16 protein-coding genes and 1 riboswitch are annotated in these 16,839 nt (G+C 76.5%); of the genes, 4 read left to right on the top strand and 12 right to left on the bottom strand.

Going from position 1 to position 16,839, the window contains the following annotated elements; genetic code table 11:
• Nucleotides 1–299 precede the first annotated feature (299 nt).
• Nucleotides 300–1,484, top strand: a complete 1,185-nt coding sequence (locus ACI79V_RS21115; protein ID WP_456892430.1) for a S8 family peptidase — start codon at nucleotides 300–302, stop codon at nucleotides 1,482–1,484.
• 54 nt (nucleotides 1,485–1,538) lie between these two features.
• On the opposite strand, the gene ACI79V_RS21110 is transcribed toward ACI79V_RS21115, so the two are convergent.
• From ACI79V_RS21110 to ACI79V_RS21100, 3 genes are read right to left on the bottom strand one after another with little or no spacing between them, the layout of a single operon-like run.
• Nucleotides 1,539–2,549, bottom strand: coding sequence for a threonine aldolase family protein (locus tag ACI79V_RS21110; RefSeq protein ID WP_456892428.1), 1,011 nt, complete (start codon nucleotides 2,547–2,549; stop codon nucleotides 1,539–1,541).
• On the bottom strand, nucleotides 2,542–3,879 hold the full coding sequence (locus ACI79V_RS21105) for a class II 3-deoxy-7-phosphoheptulonate synthase (RefSeq protein ID WP_456892425.1): 1,338 nt from the start codon (nucleotides 3,877–3,879) through the stop codon (nucleotides 2,542–2,544). The genes ACI79V_RS21110 and ACI79V_RS21105 overlap by 8 nt, the downstream gene beginning before the upstream one ends.
• Before the next feature lie 59 nt (nucleotides 3,880–3,938).
• The gene (locus ACI79V_RS21100; protein WP_456892423.1) at nucleotides 3,939–4,961 is read right to left on the bottom strand and encodes a 6-phosphofructokinase; all 1,023 of its coding nucleotides are present in this window, start codon (nucleotides 4,959–4,961) and stop codon (nucleotides 3,939–3,941) included.
• A gap of 92 nt (nucleotides 4,962–5,053) precedes the next feature.
• Between ACI79V_RS21100 and ACI79V_RS21095 the strand changes: the two genes are divergently transcribed.
• Entirely contained in the window at nucleotides 5,054–5,446 is a 393-nt protein-coding gene (locus ACI79V_RS21095) for a PaaI family thioesterase (protein WP_456877248.1), read from the top strand.
• Nucleotides 5,447–5,459: 13 nt separating this feature from the next.
• On the opposite strand, the gene ACI79V_RS21090 is transcribed toward ACI79V_RS21095, so the two are convergent.
• Complete coding sequence (locus ACI79V_RS21090; protein ID WP_456892422.1) at nucleotides 5,460–5,948, bottom strand: polyadenylate-specific 3'-exoribonuclease AS; 489 nt, start codon at nucleotides 5,946–5,948, stop codon at nucleotides 5,460–5,462.
• 57 nt (nucleotides 5,949–6,005) lie between these two features.
• Nucleotides 6,006–6,767, bottom strand: coding sequence for a lysophospholipid acyltransferase family protein (locus ACI79V_RS21085; protein ID WP_456877246.1), 762 nt, complete (start codon nucleotides 6,765–6,767; stop codon nucleotides 6,006–6,008).
• A 168-nt stretch (nucleotides 6,768–6,935) separates the two neighbouring features.
• Here ACI79V_RS21085 and ACI79V_RS21080 point away from each other — a divergent pair, with 168 nt between their 5' ends.
• Nucleotides 6,936–7,649, top strand: a complete 714-nt coding sequence (locus tag ACI79V_RS21080; protein WP_456892420.1) for a hypothetical protein — start codon at nucleotides 6,936–6,938, stop codon at nucleotides 7,647–7,649.
• A 7-nt stretch (nucleotides 7,650–7,656) separates the two neighbouring features.
• Here ACI79V_RS21080 and ACI79V_RS21075 read toward each other — a convergent pair whose 3' ends face one another.
• Genes ACI79V_RS21075 through ACI79V_RS21060 form a run of 4 tightly spaced genes read right to left on the bottom strand, consistent with a single transcriptional unit; the run spans nucleotide 7,657 to nucleotide 10,685 of the window.
• A complete protein-coding gene (locus tag ACI79V_RS21075) occupies nucleotides 7,657–8,637 on the bottom strand; it encodes an ROK family glucokinase (RefSeq protein WP_456892418.1) in 981 nt (326 codons plus the stop codon).
• Nucleotides 8,638–9,009, bottom strand: a complete 372-nt coding sequence (locus ACI79V_RS21070) for a hypothetical protein (protein ID WP_456892416.1) — start codon at nucleotides 9,007–9,009, stop codon at nucleotides 8,638–8,640.
• A gap of 4 nt (nucleotides 9,010–9,013) precedes the next feature.
• Complete coding sequence (locus ACI79V_RS21065; RefSeq protein WP_456892415.1) at nucleotides 9,014–10,246, bottom strand: ArsA-related P-loop ATPase; 1,233 nt, start codon at nucleotides 10,244–10,246, stop codon at nucleotides 9,014–9,016.
• A gap of 7 nt (nucleotides 10,247–10,253) precedes the next feature.
• Nucleotides 10,254–10,685, bottom strand: a complete 432-nt coding sequence (locus ACI79V_RS21060; RefSeq protein ID WP_456877241.1) for an SRPBCC family protein — start codon at nucleotides 10,683–10,685, stop codon at nucleotides 10,254–10,256.
• 215 nt (nucleotides 10,686–10,900) lie between these two features.
• On the opposite strand from ACI79V_RS21060, the gene ACI79V_RS21055 reads away from it, so the two are divergent.
• Entirely contained in the window at nucleotides 10,901–12,634 is a 1,734-nt protein-coding gene (locus ACI79V_RS21055) for an AMP-dependent synthetase/ligase (RefSeq protein WP_456892432.1), read from the top strand.
• 70 nt (nucleotides 12,635–12,704) lie between these two features.
• Here the strand turns inward: ACI79V_RS21055 and ACI79V_RS21050 are convergent, their stop codons facing one another.
• From ACI79V_RS21050 to ACI79V_RS21040, 3 genes are all read right to left on the bottom strand, one after another.
• Complete coding sequence (locus ACI79V_RS21050; protein WP_456892413.1) at nucleotides 12,705–13,829, bottom strand: glycosyltransferase family 4 protein; 1,125 nt, start codon at nucleotides 13,827–13,829, stop codon at nucleotides 12,705–12,707.
• On the bottom strand, nucleotides 13,826–15,097 hold the full coding sequence (locus tag ACI79V_RS21045) for a M48 family metallopeptidase (protein WP_456892411.1): 1,272 nt from the start codon (nucleotides 15,095–15,097) through the stop codon (nucleotides 13,826–13,828). The genes ACI79V_RS21050 and ACI79V_RS21045 overlap by 4 nt, the downstream gene beginning before the upstream one ends.
• A gap of 191 nt (nucleotides 15,098–15,288) precedes the next feature.
• Nucleotides 15,289–16,536, bottom strand: coding sequence for an NlpC/P60 family protein (locus tag ACI79V_RS21040; protein WP_456892409.1), 1,248 nt, complete (start codon nucleotides 16,534–16,536; stop codon nucleotides 15,289–15,291).
• Between the two features lie 16 nt (nucleotides 16,537–16,552).
• Nucleotides 16,553–16,731, bottom strand: a riboswitch (cyclic di-AMP (ydaO/yuaA leader).
• Nucleotides 16,732–16,839: the final 108 nt, after the last annotated feature.

Here is a 16,839-nt window from a genome sequence, read left to right as displayed (position 1 = left end):
CCCCCCCCCCCCCCCCCCCCCCCCCCCCCCCCCCCCCCCCCCCCCCCCCCCCCCCCCCCCCCCCCCCCCCCCCCCCCCCCCCCCCCCCCCCCCCCCCCGGCCACGGGCCCCGGGAGCGTCGATACCACGGGATCTCGACCGGAAGCGGGCCCGGCACCCACGGCGGCGCGCCCGGGGAGCAGGACACGCCGCGCCCACCCTGCGCATTCGCCGCATTACTTGCGGTGATCTACGACACCCCGTTGGCTCGTATCACTCCGCGGCCGCCCGGCCGCGGGGAGCCTCCCGAGGAGCCGTCCTTGCCCACTCGTCGCACCCTGGTCGCCGGAGTCGTCGCCGCCCTGGCGACCGCCGGCCTCGGCACCACCGCGAGCCCCGCCGCGGCCGCACCGCCCGACGGCGGCCCGCGCGCCACCTACGTCGTCACCGTCGACCGCTCCACCCTGCCGGCCCAGGCGGCCGAGCGTGCGCGCGGTCTGGGCGGGCAGGTCGACCACGTCTACACCGCGGCGCTGACCGGCTTCGCCGTGACGCTGCCCGAGGCCGCCGCCGCGCGCCTCGCCGACCTGCCCGGGGTGGTCGCCGTCGAGCGCGACCAGGTGGTCACGGCCGTCGGCACCCAGTCGAACGCACCGTGGGGTCTGGACCGCACCGACCAGCGCACCCTGCCGCTGAGCACGACCTTCACCTACACCGCGACCGGGGCCGGGGTCACCGCCTACGTGATCGACACCGGCATCAACTACGCGCACGCCGACTTCGGCGGACGGGCGGTCTCGGGCTACGACGCCGTCGACGGCGGCTCGGCCGACGACTGCAACGGACACGGCACGCACGTCGCCGGCACCGTCGGCGGGACGACCTACGGGGTGGCCAAGGGCGTGCAACTCGTCGGCGTCCGGGTGCTCGGCTGCACCGGCAGCGGCACCACCGCAGGCGTCGTCGCCGGCATCGACTGGGTCACCGCCCACCACCCGGCCGGCGCCCCGGCGGTGGCCAACATGAGCCTCGGCGGCGGCGCCAGCACCGCCATCGACACCGCGGTGCGCAACTCCATCGCCGACGGCGTCACCTACGCGGTCGCGGCCGGCAACGGCAACAACGCGGGCGTGGCCCAGGACGCCTGCTCCTCCTACTCCCCCGCCCGCGTGGCGGCGGCGCTGACCGTCGGGGCGACCGACCGCACGGACACGGCGGGGTCGTTCAGCAACTACGGCTCCTGCGTCGACCTGCACGCCCCCGGCGTGGCGATCACCAGCGCCTGGCACACCGGCACCACGGCGACCAACACGATCAGCGGGACGTCGATGGCCACGCCGCACGTGGCCGGTGTCGCCGCGCAGTACCTGTCGGCCAACCCCGGCGCGCAGCCGGCCGCGGTCGCCGGGGCGATCACGGCGGCCGCGACGCCCGACCGCGTGACGCTCTCGCGCACCGCCGTGCGGGCCGGCACGCCCAACCGGCTGCTGTTCGGCTCCTACTGACCCACGGCACGACGACGGCCGCCGTCCCGAGCAGGGGCGGCGGCCGTCGCCGTGTCAGCGGTCGAGCAGGGCGGCGAGGACGTCGCCGGCGCGGTCGATGCCGGCCCGGTCGACGTCGAGGTGGGTGACCAGGCGGATCCGGCGGGGGCCGACCTGGGACACCAGCACGCCCTGCGCCTTCGCCGCCTCGGCGACCAGGGGTGCGGCCACGCCGTCGACGACCACCATGTTGGTCTCCACGGTCGCGGGGTCGACGCCGAGCCGCTTGGCCAGCAGGCGGGCGTGCTCGTGGTCCTCGGCCAGCCGGGCGAGGTGGGCGTCGAGGGCGTACAGCCCGGCCGCGGCCAGCACGCCGGCCTGGCGCATGCCCCCGCCGAGGCGCTTGCGCCACAGCCGGGCGGCGGCGATCCGCTCGGCCGAGGCCACCAGCACCGACCCGACCGGCGCGCCCAGGCCCTTGCTCAGGCAGACCGACGCGGTGTCGGCGAGCCGCCCGTAGGTGACGAGGTCGACACCGGAGGCCACCGACGCGTTCCAGATCCGGGCGCCGTCGAGGTGGACGGCGACGCCGGCGCCCCGGGACCAGTCGAAGAGCTGCTCCAGCTGCGCCAGCGGCTGCACCCGCCCGCCGCCGCGGTTGTGCGTGTTCTCCACCGCGACGGCGGCGGTGGCGGTCAGGTGCCAGTCACCGCGCGGGCGCACCTGGTCGACCAGCGCGTCGGCGTCGAGCAGGCCGCCGGAGGAGACCACCGTGCGGGTGGAGATGCCGAACACCGCGGCCGCGGCGCCCATCTCGTAGGTGACCACGTGCGCGTCGGCGTCGCAGAGCACCTCCTGGCCGGGCTCGCAGACCAGCCGCATGCCGATCTGGTTGCCCATGGTCCCGGAGGGCACGAAGAGGCCGGCCTCGTGGCCGAACAGGTCCGCGACCCGCTCCTCGAGCGCCCGGATGGCGGGGTCCTCGCCGTAGACGTCGTCGCCGACCTCGGCCTCGGCCATCGCCCGGCGCATGGCCGGCGTCGGACGGGTGACGGTGTCCGACCGCAGGTCGATCACGTCAGCCACGCAGCATCTCCGCCACGAGGAAGGCCAGCTCCAGGGACTGCCCGGTGTTCAGCCGCGGGTCGCAGGCGGTCTCGTACCGGCTGTTGAGGTCCTCGTCGCTGATCTCCATGGCCCCGCCGAGGCACTCGGTGACGTCCTCGCCGGTGAGCTCGACGTGGATGCCGCCGGGCCAGGTGCCCAGGCCGCGGTGCACGTCGAAGAAGCCGAGGACCTCGTCGACGACCCGGTCGAAGTGCCGGGTCTTGTAGCCGGTCGAGGACTCGTGGGTGTTGCCGTGCATCGGGTCGCACTGCCACACGACCTGGTGGCCGCTGGCGGTGATCTTCTCGACGATCGGCGGGAGGGCGTCGCGGATCCTGCCGTTGCCCATGCGGCTGATCAGGGTCAGCCGGCCGGGGACGCCGTCGGGGTCGAGCCGCTCGACGAGCTCGGTGGCCTGCTCCGGCGTCGTCGTCGGGCCGATCTTGACCCCGATCGGGTTGGCGATCCGCGACATGAACTCCACGTGCGCGCCGTCGAGCTGGCGGGTGCGCTCCCCGATCCAGACGAAGTGCGCCGAGGAGGCGTAGGCCCGGCCCTCGTGCACCCGCACCAGCGCCCGCTCGTAGTCGAGGATCAGCCCCTCGTGGCTGTTGTAGAGCTCCACGCCGCGCAGGGCGGTGTCGTCGACCCCGCAGGCCTTCATGAACGCCAGCGCCCGGTCGATCTCGCGGGCGATCACCTCGTAGCGGACGCCGGCCGGCGAGCTCGCGACGAAGTCCTTGTTCCAGTCGTGGACGGCGTGCAGGTCGGCCAGCCCGCCGCGGGCGTAGGCGCGGATCATGTTCATCGCCGCGGCCGCGTTGGCGTAGGCGCGCACCAGCCGGTTCGGGTCGGGGATGCGCTTCTCGAGCACCGGCTCGAGGGAGTTGACCATGTCGCCGCGGTAGGAGGGCAGGCCCAGGGCGTCGGTGTCCGACGAGCGCGGCTTGGCGTACTGCCCGGCGACCCGCCCGACCTTCACCACCGGCACGCTCGCGCCGTAGGTGAGCACGACGGCCATCTGCAGCAGCGTGCGGGTGGTGCTCTGCAGGTGGGCGTCGGTGTTGAGGTCGAAGGTCTCCGCGCAGTCCCCGCCCTGCAGCAGGAACGCCCGGCCCTGGGCGACCTCGGCCAGCCGGCCGCGCAGCTCGTCGACCTCGCCGGGCGCCACGATCGGCGGCACGGTCGCCAGCGTGGTGAGCACGGCGTCCAGAGCGTCGCGGTCGGGCCAGGTCGGCTGCTGGGCGGCGGGGAGCTCCCGCCACCGGTCGAGACCGGGGACCAGCTGCGCAGACTCGAGCAGGTTCACGTCCCGAGGGTACGGCCGGGCCGCCGCCGGGCCGAGGACCCGTCCCCCCGCGACGGACGTCACCCGAAGAAGACCTCCGCCTCGGCGTAGCGCTCGAGCGGGACCAGCTTGAGCTTCGCGGTGGCCTCGGCGATCGGCACCGGGACGACGTCGGTGCCGCGCAGCGCCACCATCACCCCCGACAGCCCGGCGTCGACCGCGTCGACGGCGGCCAGCCCGAAGCGGGTGGCCAGCACCCGGTCGAAGGCCGAGGGCGTGCCGCCGCGCTGGATGTGCCCGAGCACCACCGCGCGGGACTCCCGGCCGGTCCGCTCCTCGAGGACGGCGGCGAGCGCCGCGCCGATCCCGCCCAGGCGGACGTGCCCGAAGGCGTCGGTCTGCCCGGTGGAGGTGACCAGCTCGCCGTCGGCGGGCCGCGCGCCCTCGGAGACGACGACGATCGGCGAGTACCCGGACTCGAAGCGGTGCAGGCAGTGCGCCACGACCGCGTCGACGTCGAAGGGCCGCTCCGGGACCAGCACCACCGTGGCGCCCCCGGCCATCCCCGCGTGCAGCGCGATCCACCCGGCGTGCCGGCCCATGACCTCGACCACCAGCGTGCGGTGGTGGCTGTCGCCGGTGGTGTGCAGCCGGTCGATGGCCTCCATCGCGACGCCGACGGCGGTGTCGAAGCCGAACGTGTAGTCGGTGCCGTCGAGGTCGTTGTCGATGGTCTTGGGCACGCCGACCACCCGCAGCCCCGACCCCGACAGCTTCGCCGCCACGCCGAGGGTGTCCTCGCCGCCCACCGGCACCAGCGCGTCGATGCCGTGCCGCTCCAGGGTGGCCAGCACCCGCTCGGGCCCGCCCTCGACGGCGTAGGGGTTGGTGCGCGAGGTGCCGAGCACCGTGCCGCCCCGGGGCAGCAGCCCGCGGACGGCGGCGAGGTCGAGGGGCACGGCGTCGTCCTCGAGCACGCCGCGCCACCCGTCGCGGAAGCCCACGATCTCGCACCCGGCGGCGGTGGCCTTGCGCACCACCGCGCGGATGACCGCGTTGAGACCGGGACAGTCCCCGCCGCCGGTCAGGATCCCGATGCGCATCACGCCTCCCCGTGCGACGAACCGCAGGTCAGCGCCGATCCTGCCGCACATCCGGCCCGCCGAGGAGACCACGATCGAGGCAGTATCGGACCGTGGACCCCGCGGACCTGCTCGCCGCCATGCCCTTCGCCGTCACCACCGGGATCGAGCTCGACTCGGCCGCTCCCGGCGAGGTCGTCGGCCGGCTGGCCTGGGCGCCGGAGCGCTGCACGGCCGGCGGCGTCCTGCACGGCGGCGCGCTGATGACGCTGGCCGACTCGGTTGGCGCGGTGTGCGCCTTCCTCAACCTCCCGCCGGGCGCGTCGACGTCGACCCTCGCGTCGGCCACCTCGCTGCTGCGCGCCGTCCGCGGCGGCACCGCGCACGCCACCGCCCGGCCGCTGCACGTCGGCCGCTCGACCGTCGTGGTCCTCACCGAGGTCACCGACGACGACGGCCGCCCGGTCGCCTCGGTCACCCAGACCCAGGCCGTGCTCGGCCCCTGACGCCGACCGCCGGTCAGCGGACCCGGGCGGCCTCCATCGCCCGCCACCGGGCGAGGTTGTGGCGGGCGTCGACCAGCGCGTCGTGGGCCCCCGACGGCGCGGGCGGGAGCTCGGGCCGGCCGACGTCGTCCCAGCGCTGCCGCAGCTCCCTTGTGAAGCGGGGCACCGCCCGCGGCAGCGCCGTCATCGGGCCCCACAGCTGGGCCAGCGCCACGTGGTCGTAGGCGGCGAACCACGCCCAGAGCTCCACCTCCTCGCCGGGACCGGTGAGGAAGGCGAGCAGGTCGTCGCGGATCCGCTGCCGGCTGCGCCAGGCGCGGTCGGCCGGCGGCGGCAGCTGGTCGAGCACGTTGCGGCGCACCCACGGGATCGCCCGGCGCTCGTCGAACTCGGTGCTCACCGCGTAGAACTCGCGGCCGGTCTCGTCGACGACGCCGATGGAGACGAGGTCGATCGTCGTGCCGTCCTCGATGAACTCGGTGTCGTAGAAGAACCGCCGCACACCGCCCACCGTAGGGGCGGTCGGGTCCGTGCACTCCCGCGGAAGTGCACCGGACGGCTAACCGGCCAGGGAGTCCGGCGCGCGCTGCCCGGCCTCGTCGGCCGGCGGCTCGAGCCGGCTGACGACGTCGGAGGCGCTGGCGCCGGTGGCGTCCATCCGCGTCTTCACGGCGGCGCCGTAGACGTCGACGTACTCCTGCCCCGACAGCGTCATGATCTCGTACATGATCTCGTCGGTGATCGACCGCTCGACGTAACGGTCGCCGGCCAGGCCCTCGTAGCGGGAGAAGTCCAGCGGCTCGCCGAAGCGCACGCCCACCCGGACCAGCTTCGAGCCGAACGGCATCCGCCGCGGCCGGTAGGTCATGGCCACCGGGACGACCGGGGCGCCGGTCTCCAGCGCCATCCGGGCCACCCCGGTCTTGCCGCGGTAGAGCCGGCCGTCGGGCGAGCGGGTGCCCTCCGGGTAGATGCCCAGCAGCCGGCCCTGCTCGAGCATCCGGATGCCGGTGCGGATGGCCCCCTCGGCCGCGGTGGCGCTGGACCGGTCGATGGGGACCTGCCCGGCGCCGGAGAAGAAGGCCCGCCGCAGGCGGCCCTTGACCCCCCGGCCGGTGAAGTACTCCGCCTTGGCCAGGAAGGTGACCCGGCGGCGCAGGGACAGCGGCATGAAGATCCAGTCGGAGGCCGCGAGGTGGTTGCTGGCCAGGATGGCCGCGCCCCCGGCCGGCACGTGCTCACGGCCCTCGACGCGGGGCCGGAACACCAGCTTCGCGATGGGGCCGATCGCCACGAACTTGAGGAACCAGTAGAACAACACGCCTCCCTGTGGAACTGCCAGACTAGGGAGCCCGGCGCGCGAGCGACAATCGGCCCCTCGGCCGCGCGCGTCGCCCGCCCGCTCCCGTCCCCAGCCGCCGTCCGCCGAGGAGGAACCCGTGGCCGCACCGCCCGTCCCGGCCCCGGCGTCCCCGGTGGGGCCGTCCGCGTGACCGGGCCCCGGCGCGGGCGCGGCCGGCGCGACAACGGCCTCGACGCCACCCTGTGGGCACCGCTGCGCGACGTCGACCCGCGCGTCGGCGAGCACCTGCTCGACGTCCTGCGCGAGGCCGGCATCGCCGCCTACCTCGAGCCGGCCGCCGACGTCGGGCCCTACACCCGCACGGTGTTCCTGCCCAGCCCGCCGGCCGACCGGCTGTTCGTCGACCGGGCCCGGCTGCACGAGGGCCGGTCGCTGGTCGACCGGCACGCCGACGAGCACGCCCCCGCGGGCGGTCCGGCCGCCGAGCGGCGCGCCGCCCCCCGCGACCTCGACGAGGACGCCGAGTGGGCGCGGATCGTGGCCGCCTACGAGGCCGAGCACGGGCGCACCGTGGTCGAGGACGCCACGCCGGCGCCGGCCGGCCGGGCCGCGGACGGCCGCGGCGACGCCGTCGAGGGCCCGGCCGACGACGGGCTCGACGAGGAGCACTACGAGCCGCCGCCCGCGCCGCCGGTGCCGCTGCCCTCCCCCTCGACGCTGTACGCGGTGCTCATGGCCGCGGCCGGCGTGGTGCTGGTCGGCGCCCCCGGGGTGCTGGGCCTGACCACCGACACCGGCCTGGTGCTCGGGGTGGCCGCCCTGGTCGGCAGCGCGGCGCTGTTCCTCTCCCGGATGCGCGAGCGCTCGACCGACGACGGCGACGACGGCGCGGTCGTCTAGCGCCCGGTCAGCCGGCCGTCTCCCGGGCGAGGTCGGCGGCACCGACCAGCCCGGACTGCGCGCCGAGCGCGGCGGCGACCACCCGCGGCGCGGGCCGGAACCCGCGGCCGGGCAGCACCCGCTCGAGGCGGTCGCGGGCCGGCCGCAGCACCATCTCCCCCAGCACGCTGACCCCGCCGCCGATGACGACCACGTCGGGGTCGAGGACCGCGGCGAGGTCGGCGATGCCCTGGCCGAGCCACTCGCCGACGTCGGTGACCAGCGCCAGCGCCACCGGGTCGCCGTCGGCCGCGGCCCGGGCGACGTCCTCGCCGGTCAGCCGGGACGCGTCGCCGCCGACCCGGTCGAGCAGCCGCGCGGCCGCCGCCGGGGAGCGGGTGGCCACCTCGCGGGCGGTGGTGGCCAGGGCGCTGCCGCTGGCGTACTGCTCCCAGCAGCCGCGGTTGCCGCAGGCGCACAGCCGCCCGTCCGGGACGACGCGCACGTGACCCCACTCGCCGGCCACCCCGTGCGCGCCGCGCTGCAGCCGGCCCCCGGCCACGATCCCGCCGCCGATGCCGGTGCCGAGGGTGACGCACAGCGCCAGGTCGGCCCCCTGCGCGGCACCGAACCGGTACTCGGCCCAGGCGGCGGCGTCGGCGTCGTTGCCCACCCACACCGGCCGCTGCAGGCGGGCGGCGAGGTCGCGGCGCAGCGCGGTGTGCCGCCAGGCCAGGTGGGGGCTGAACAGGACGACGTCGCCGGTGCGGTCGAACCAGCCGGCCGCGCCGACCCCGACGGCCGCGAGCTCCTCCCCGTGCCGGGCGGCGAGCTCCTCGACCACCGCGGCGATCGCGGCCTCGGTCTCGGCCACCGACGCGCTCGGCGTGGACCGGCGGGCGGTCGCCAGCACGGTGCCGTCCGCGTCGACGACGCCGCCGGCGACCTTGGTGCCGCCGACGTCGACGCCCACGGCGGGCAGCGCGGCCGTGCCGGTGCCGGGCGTCACTCAGCCGATCTCGATGTGCTGGACCGGCGGCGCCGACGGCTCCCGCGGCGTCGCGGGCCGCGGCGGTGCGGCGTCCTCCGGCGGTGCCGTGTCCTCCGGCCTCGCCGCGGGCTCCGGGTCGGGCGCCTCGGCCGCCGCGGCGGCGAACGCCCGCAGCGCGGCGGCGGCGCTGGTCAGCGCGTCGGCCAGGGCCTCGCTCACCTCGGGCCGCCGCGCGACCGCGGCCAGCTGGCACACCGGGCACCAGCGGCAGTCCCCGTCCGCGACGTGCCCGGCGCCGAGCGTGTCGGCACCCGCCCGCCCCAGGCCGTCGAGCCCGATCCCGGCCACCAGCCGCCGGGCCTGCTCGACCCAGTCGGTCCCGTCGCTCACCACGTCACCCCTCGTCCCCCGTCGTGTGCCCGCCGGTGTCGCCGCTGGCGCCGTCGCCGTCCCTGCCCGCGTCACCGCCCGTGTCCGTCGCGACCGACGCCAGCAGGTCGGGCGGCCACTGCCCCGGGTCCGGGGTGAAGCCGACCTCCAGCCGCGCACCGGCCGTCCCGGGCCCGGCGAGGCTGCCCGCGGTCACCACGCACCGGCGCAGCAGGGCGTCCAGGCGCAGCGACCGGCGGGTGCCGGCGGCGCTGACCACCAGGTCGTCCTCCCAGCGGGTCAGCGTCACGTCCGCACGCTCGGCGTAGGGCAGCGGCAGCGCCAGCCGCCAGCCGCCGTCGACGCGCTCGGGGGCGGGCGGCGCGGCCGCCGGCCCGCCCGCGGGGTCGGGGAGGTCCGGCAGCAGCGCGGCCAGCGCGTCGGCGCCGGCGGGTGCCTGCGCGGACTCGGCGACCAGCTCCAGCGGTGCGACCCCGCCCAGGTCGCGCAGCGCCGCCTGCTGCTCGGCGGCCCGGGCGGCCCACCAGCCGCCGGCGCCCGCCGGCGGGTCCGGCAGCACGCGGGCGAGCACGCCCACCGGGCGCTGCCCGTGCACGGCCAGCGCGGTCGCGGCCCGGCGCAGCGCGGCGGCGGCGCCCGGCCGCGGCGCCGCGACCAGCCGCACGGCGGTCGCGGCGGGATCGGCCAGGGGGAGGCGGTCGAGCAGGTCCTCGAGCACGGGGACGGCGGCGAGGGCGACGTCCGCGGCACCCCGCCGCAGCGTGCCGGCGCGGACGGCGGCGGTCCGCACGGCGCCGAGCATCCGCAGCCGGGGAGGCAGCGCCTGCTCCAGCCACCAGCGCAGCGCGCCCGGGAGCGCGACCAGCGCGGTCGCCGACTCCAGCGGGCCGGCGTCGAGGACCACCAGGTCGGTGTCCTCCCCGGCGCGGCCGAGGGCGGCGAGCAGGGCGATCTCCCCCGCGCCGGGCAGCGGCCCCACCGAGGTGGCCGGCGGCAGGCCGAGCTCGGGGACGACGTCCGCCAGCTGCCCGCCCCAGTCGGCCCACAGCCGCTCGAGCCCGGCCCGCGGGTCGGCCCGCACCACCTCGACGCCTTCCTGGCCGGCGACCCCGGCCGGCGGCTCCTGGCCGGTCACCAGCCGCACGCGCCGCCCGGTCCGCGCGGCGCGGACCGCGGCGGCCGCCGCGAGCGTGGTGGTGCCGGTGCCGCCGGGGCCGGTGAAGAGCAGGGTGCGCACGACGGGCTCAGCCCTCGACGCGCTTCTTGAGCTCCTTGAGCGCGGTGTCGAGGATGACCTTCTCCGCACGTCGCTTGAGCATCCCGATCATGGGCACCGCCATGTCGACGGTGAGCCGGTAGGTGACCTCGGTGCCGCCGTCGGTCCGGGTCAGCGTGTAGGAGCCGTCCTGGCGCTTCATGATCTTGCTCTGGACGAGGCTCCAGGAGACCTGCCGGTCGGCGTCCCAGGTGTAGTCCAGGACGTACTCGTCGGTGAGGACGGTGGCGTCGATGACGAAGCGCACGCGGCGGGCACGGCCGTCGGGCCCGGTCTCGAGCACCTCGACGGTGCGGGCCGCCTTCACCCACTGCGGATAGGCCTCGAAGTCGGCGATCACCGCCATGACGTCGGCCGCGGGCGCCGCGACGACGATCGACTGGGTGGACTGCTCGGCCATGGGCTGAGGCTAGCCGTTGCGGTTCCACCCGCCGGGTGGACCGCCCGGGCACGGCTACTCCCGGGTAGGTGCAGCCGGTAGATTCGGCGGGACGTGTCCCGCCGCGGGACCGCGGGCACCGGCGCCCCCGGCCGAGCGGGGAGGAAGGACCGAGCGTGCGCGAGTACAGCGTCCCGGCGACGACCGAGGTGAGCCCCGGCGCGGCCCTCACCGACATGCTGACGGAGAACGTCGAGAAGCACGGCGACGACGTCGGCCTGCGAGTACAGCGGAACGGCCGGTGGGAGGACGTCACCTGGCGCGAGTTCGGCGAGCAGGTCGCCGGCGTCGCCAAGGGCCTCGTCGCCGCGGGCGTGCAGCCCGGCGACCGGGTGGCCCTGCAGGCCAAGACCCGCTACGAGTGGCCGCTGCTCGACTTCGCCATCTGGACCGCGGGGGCAGTGACCGTCCCGGTCTACGAGACCTCCAGCCCCGACCAGGTGGCCTGGATCCTGGCCGACTCCGGCGCGGTCGCGGCGGTCGTCGAGCGGGCCGAGCACGCCGCCGCCGTCGACTCGGTCCGCGAGCAGGCCCCCGACCTCGGCCCGCTCTACGTCATCGAGGACGACGCCGTCGCCACCCTCACCGCCGCGGGCGCCGGCGTCCCCGACAGCGAGCTCGCCGCCCGCCGCGCGACGGTGAACGCCGACAGCCTGGCCACCCTCATCTACACCTCGGGCACCACCGGCCGGCCCAAGGGCTGCGAGCTCACCCACGGCAACTTCCTGTTCGAGATCGACAACGGGATCACCCTGCTCCAGCGGTTCCTGGGCAAGGACGGCTCGGTGCTGCTGTTCATCCCGCTCGCGCACGTGCTCGCCCGCGTCCTGCAGGTCGGCGCGGTCAAGACCCGCACGGTCACCGGTCACACGCCCGACGTGAAGAACCTGCTCGAGGACCTCGGCGCCTTCCGGCCGTCGTTCGTCCTCGCCGTCCCGCGGGTGTTCGAGAAGGTCTACAACTCCGCGAAGGCCAAGGCGGAGGCCGACGGCAAGGGCAGGATCTTCGACCGCGCGGCGAAGGTCGCGATCGACTGGTCGCGCGCCCAGGACACCGGCGGCGCCGGCCTCGGGCTGCGGATCCAGCACGCGCTGTTCGACCGGCTGGTCTACGGCAAGCTGCGCGCCGCCCTCGGCGGCCGGTGCCAGGGCGCCATCTCCGGCGGCGCGCCGCTCGGTGAGCGCCTGGGCCACTTCTTCCGCGGCATCGGCGTCACCGTCTACGAGGGCTACGGCCTGACCGAGACCACCGCGGCCGCGTCGGTCAACCACGACGACGCGCTGCGCATCGGCACCGTGGGCCGCCCGCTGCCGGGCGTGTCCTTCCGCATCGCCGACGACGGCGAGATCCTCATCCGCGGCGGCGTGGTCATGCGCGGCTACTGGCGCAACGAGCAGGCCACCGCCGAGGCGATCGATACCGAGGGCTGGTTCCACACCGGCGACATCGGCGAGATCGACGCCGACGGGTTCCTCCGCATCACCGGGCGCAAGAAGGAGATCCTGGTGACCGCCGGCGGCAAGAACGTCGCCCCGGCCGTCCTCGAGGACCGGCTGCGCGCGCACCGGCTGGTCAGCCAGTGCATCGTCGTCGGCGACCAGCGACCCTTCATCGCCGCGCTGGTCACCCTCGACGCCGAGGCCCTGCCGCTGTGGCTGGAGTCCAAGGGCAAGCCGGCCGACACCCCGATCGACCGACTGGTCGACGACCCCGACATCAGGGCCGAGCTCGACGCCGCGGTCGCCGACGCCAACAAGGCCGTGTCCCAGGCCGAGGCGATCAAGAAGTACCGCGTCCTCGCCACCGACTTCACCGAGGACAACGGGATGCTCACCCCGAGCCTGAAGCTCAAGCGCTCGGTGGTCATCAAGGAGTTCGACGCCGACGTCGAGGCGCTGTACGCGCGCTGACAAAGGACCCCTTTGCCCCCCACCACTCGCAAGCTCGCGGCGGGCCCCTGCACGGGGGCCGCCGCGGGCCTCAGGGTTCCAGCAGGCGAGTGAAGTCGGCGGCGATCGTCGCCCAGGACCAGCGCTGCTCCACCCACGCCCGCCCCGCCGCGCCCATCGCCCGGGCCCGGACGGGGTCGTCGAGCAGGCGGGTGACGGCGGCGGCCACCGCCTCCGGCGAGCGCGGGTCCCCGACGACGGTGCCGGTCTCGCCCTCGCGCACCGTCTCGGGTGCCCCGCCGGAGGTGCCCGCGACCACCGGCAGCCCGCACGCGGCGGCCTCCAGGTAGACCATGCCCAGCCCCTCGACGTCGAGGCCGCCGCGGCGGGTGCGGCAGGGCATGGCGAACACGTCGCCGGCGGCGTAGTGCTCCGGCAGCTGCGCGGGCGGCACCGGGCCGGTGAACACCACCGACGTCCCCAGCCCGCGTGCGGTCACCGCCCGCCGCAGCCGGGCCTCGTCGGGTCCCCCGCCGACCAGCAGCAGCCGGGCGCCGGGATGGCGCTCCAGCACCCGCGGCCACGCCGCCACCAGCACGTCCTGTCCCTTGCGGCGGACCAGCCGGGACACGCACACGACCACCGGGGACTCCCCCAGCCCGTGCCGGCGGCGCACCGCCGTCCCGTCGGCGGCCGGGGTGAACCGGTCGACGTCGACGCCGGGCGAGAGCTGCGCGAGCCGCGTGCGCCCGCCCAGCGCCGGCTCGAGGCGGCTGCGGGTGTAGCCGCTGATGCAGGTCAGCACGTCCAGCCCGGCGGCGATCCGCTGCATCACCTGCCGGGCGCCGGGCAGCGCCACCCAACCCGTCTCGTGCCCGTGTGTGGCGCCCACCAGGTGCCGCACGCCGGCCGCCCGCAGACCGGGCGCGAGCAGGCCCAGCGGTGCCGCCGCGCCGAAGAAGGCGGTGTCGCAGCCGTGCTCGGCGGCCAGGCCGGCCGCGGCGCGCGCGGTGGCGGGGGTAGGGAGCAGCATCGCGGTCGGGCGGCGGACCACGCGGTAGGGCAGCTGCGCGTCGTATGCCTCCCAGCCCGGGGACCGGGACGCCAGCACGACCAGCGAGTCGGGCGGGCGGCGCTCGAGCAGGGCGGCCACGAAGGTCTGGATGCCGCCCTGCCGCGGCGGGAAGTCGTTGGTGACGACGAGCGTGCGGCTCACCGGTCGCCCAGCCGCAGCCAGTCCTGGGCCATCGCCACCCGCTCTGCCGGGGTCGGGTGCGAGCCGAAGAACCACTGCCACGGCACCGGCGGGCTCGGGTCGGAGACGTTGTTCTCCGACAGCCGCCGCTGCACCGCGGTGAACGCCTGCGCGTCGCCGGTCAGGTCGAGGGCGTACAGGTCCGCGCGCGCCTCCACCTGGCGCGACACCAGGTTCTGCACCGGCGTGGCGACCAGCGAGCCCACGGCGGTCAGCAGCAGCACCAGCGGGACCACGCGCGGGTCACCCGCGGAGTCCGCGCCCGCGCGGCGCAGCAGCGCCGGCCGGGACAGCAGCCACCCCAGCAGTGCCACCGCCGCGGCCGCGCCGAGGGCGCCCAGCAGCGTGCCGGTCAGGACGTCGTCGGCGGCGACGTGCCCGAGCTCGTGGGCGACGATCGACTCGATCTCGTCGTCGGGGACGTCGGCGAGCAGGGTGTCGTAGACGACGACGCGGCGGGTGGACCCGAACCCGGACACGTAGGCGTTCAGCCGCGTCGTCCGGCGCGAGGCGTCGGCGACCAGGACGTCCTCGACCGGGTTGCCGCTCTCCTCGGCGAGCTGGAGCAGGTCGGTGCGCAGCTGTCCGGCCGGCAGCGGCTCGAAGCGGTTGAACGCCGGCTCGATGACCACCGGGTAGAGGAACGAGCCGGCCACCACGAGCCCCGCCGCGCCGGCTGCCGCCCACGCCCACCAGGTGCGCGGCGCCCGGCGGGCCAGCCACACCAGGGCGAGCAGGGTGAGCGCGGTCAGGCCGGCGTCGATGGCGGTGGAGACCGCGACGTCGCGCAGCCACAGCCCCCAGGACCGGGTCGACAGGCCGTAGCGGTGCCGCACGACCTCGCCGTAAGCCGACAGCGGCAGCGTGACCAGCCGGCCGGCGACCACCAGCGCGACCGTGCCGAGGAGCAGCGTGAGCGGCCAGCGCCCACCCACGGGACGGCCGACCGCGGTGACCAGCCGGCTGCCCAGGCGCGTGAGGCCGAGCAGCGCCGAGACGGTGAGGCCGAGCAGCAGGCCCACCAGCGAGGCGGGGCGGACCGCGGCGGCGAAGGCCTCGGCCCGGCGCACCACCTCGGCGGGCAGCCCGGCGTCGGCGCTGAGCGGCGTCGCGCCACCGGGCGGGGTGGGCAGCACCGTCCAGGGCGTCCGGACGGCGACGACGACCACGAACGCCGCACCGAGAACGAGCGCGACCAGCAGGGCGGCGCGGGAGGCGGTCCGGTTCACCCGCCCGCCCAGCTCACGCGGCCGATCCTAGGCGGACCGGCCCGCCCGGCCGCCCCGGTCCCCGGACCCGGCACCGGCCACGACGAGGGCCGGTGACCCGTGTGGGTCACCGGCCCTGGCGACGTGCTGGAACGGCCATCCCCCTGGGGCCCGCCGCGAGCGTCCGAACGGCGGGGGGAGGGGTCCTTCCGTCAGGCGATGCGGCGCATGGCGGTGATGCCGCTCATCGAGTCGACGGACACCACCTTGACCGGCACGCCGGAGGTCGAGGCGTGCACCATCTGGCCGTTGCCGATGTACATGGAGACGTGGCTGACCGGGCTGTAGTAGAAGATCAGGTCGCCCGGCTGCAGCTCCGACCGCGAGACGGCGGTGCCCATCTGCGACTGCATCCGGCTGGAGTGCGGCAGGCTGATCCCGGCCGCCGCGTAGGCGTACTGGGTCAGGCCCGAGCAGTCGAAGGCGTTCGGCCCGCCGGCGCCCCACACGTAGGGGTCGCCCACCTGCGCCAGCGCCGTCTGCACCGCCACCTGCGCGGCGCCGCTACCCCCACCCGCGGGGGCCGCCGGAGCCGGGGCGGCCGCCGCCGGAGCCGCCGCCGCCGGAGCCGCCGCGGCCGGAGCCGCCGCCGCGGGAGCCGCGGGAGCCGCGGGAGCCGCGGGAGCCGCGGGAGCCGCGGGAGCCGCCGCTGCGGCCGCCGCCTCGGCCGCGGCGTCGGCGGCGGCCTCGGCCTCGGCGGCGAGCGCCTGCTGCCGCGCGGCCTCGGTCAGCGCCTCGAACTGGGCCTCGTAGTCGGCGATGTCGGCCTCGAGCCGCTCCTCCTGGGCGTCGAGCTCCTCGAGCGTGGCCTCCGCATCGGCCCGGGCGGCGTCGGCCTCGCGCTGCGCCTCCTCCGCCGCGGTGGCGGCCTCGCCGACCTGCGCGAGCACGTCGGTGGTGTGGCCGGAGATGTGGTCGAGGGTGGCCAGCGAGCTGACGAACTCGTCGGCCGAGTCGCTGGTCATCAGCAGGTCCAGCTGGGCGAAGGTGTCGTTGCTGCTGGTCCAGGCACTGCGGGCGACCTGGCGGATCTGCCCGTCGAGGTCCTGCAGCCGGGAGCGGGCGTCGCCGAGGGCCCGCTCGGCGGCCTCGGCGGCGGCCTGCTGGCGGGAGAGGACCTCGCGGGCCTCGTTGACCTGCTCGCTGACCGCCTCGAGCCGGCGGCCGGCGTCGGCGGCGAGCTCGGCGGCCTGCTCGGGGGTGGCGGCCCGCTCGGGGTCGGCGACCGCGGTGCCGGGCACGAGGGCCACGGTCAGGGCGGCGGCGGTGCCGACCAGCGCGACCCGGCCGAGGAGCCGGCGCGGTGAGCGGCGGTGCGGGCCGGCGACGCGGGCGGTCGCGGGTGCGGAGGAGGTGGACTGTGCGCAGGCATGCCCCGGGCAGGGGCGGGGGGTCGCCACGGGCGGCGGCTCTCCGTTCTTCCTCAGCAACCGCCTACCGAGTTAGCTGACGGGTTCGGGCTGGGAAGACGTGCCCTATCAGGCGTGCGCCGGCGGGCCGGTGCACGCGAGAACTCACCCCAGTGCTGCGGTGGGTCCCCGGCTCACCTCGCGCGCACCCGCAGGCGGCGTCCGGTGACTCGGCGGTGACCGGCCGAGGTCACCTCGCGTCAGGTGACGACCACCCGGCCGGACGCGGTCACAGTACGGACGTGATGAGGTTGTGACAAACGGGACCCCTGCTGACTGTGAGAACACGCACAG

Source organism: Geodermatophilus sp. SYSU D00700, assembly GCF_054050255.1.
Note: the sequence above shows the minus strand (reverse complement) of the source record. Positions and strands in the feature narration are given on the sequence as shown.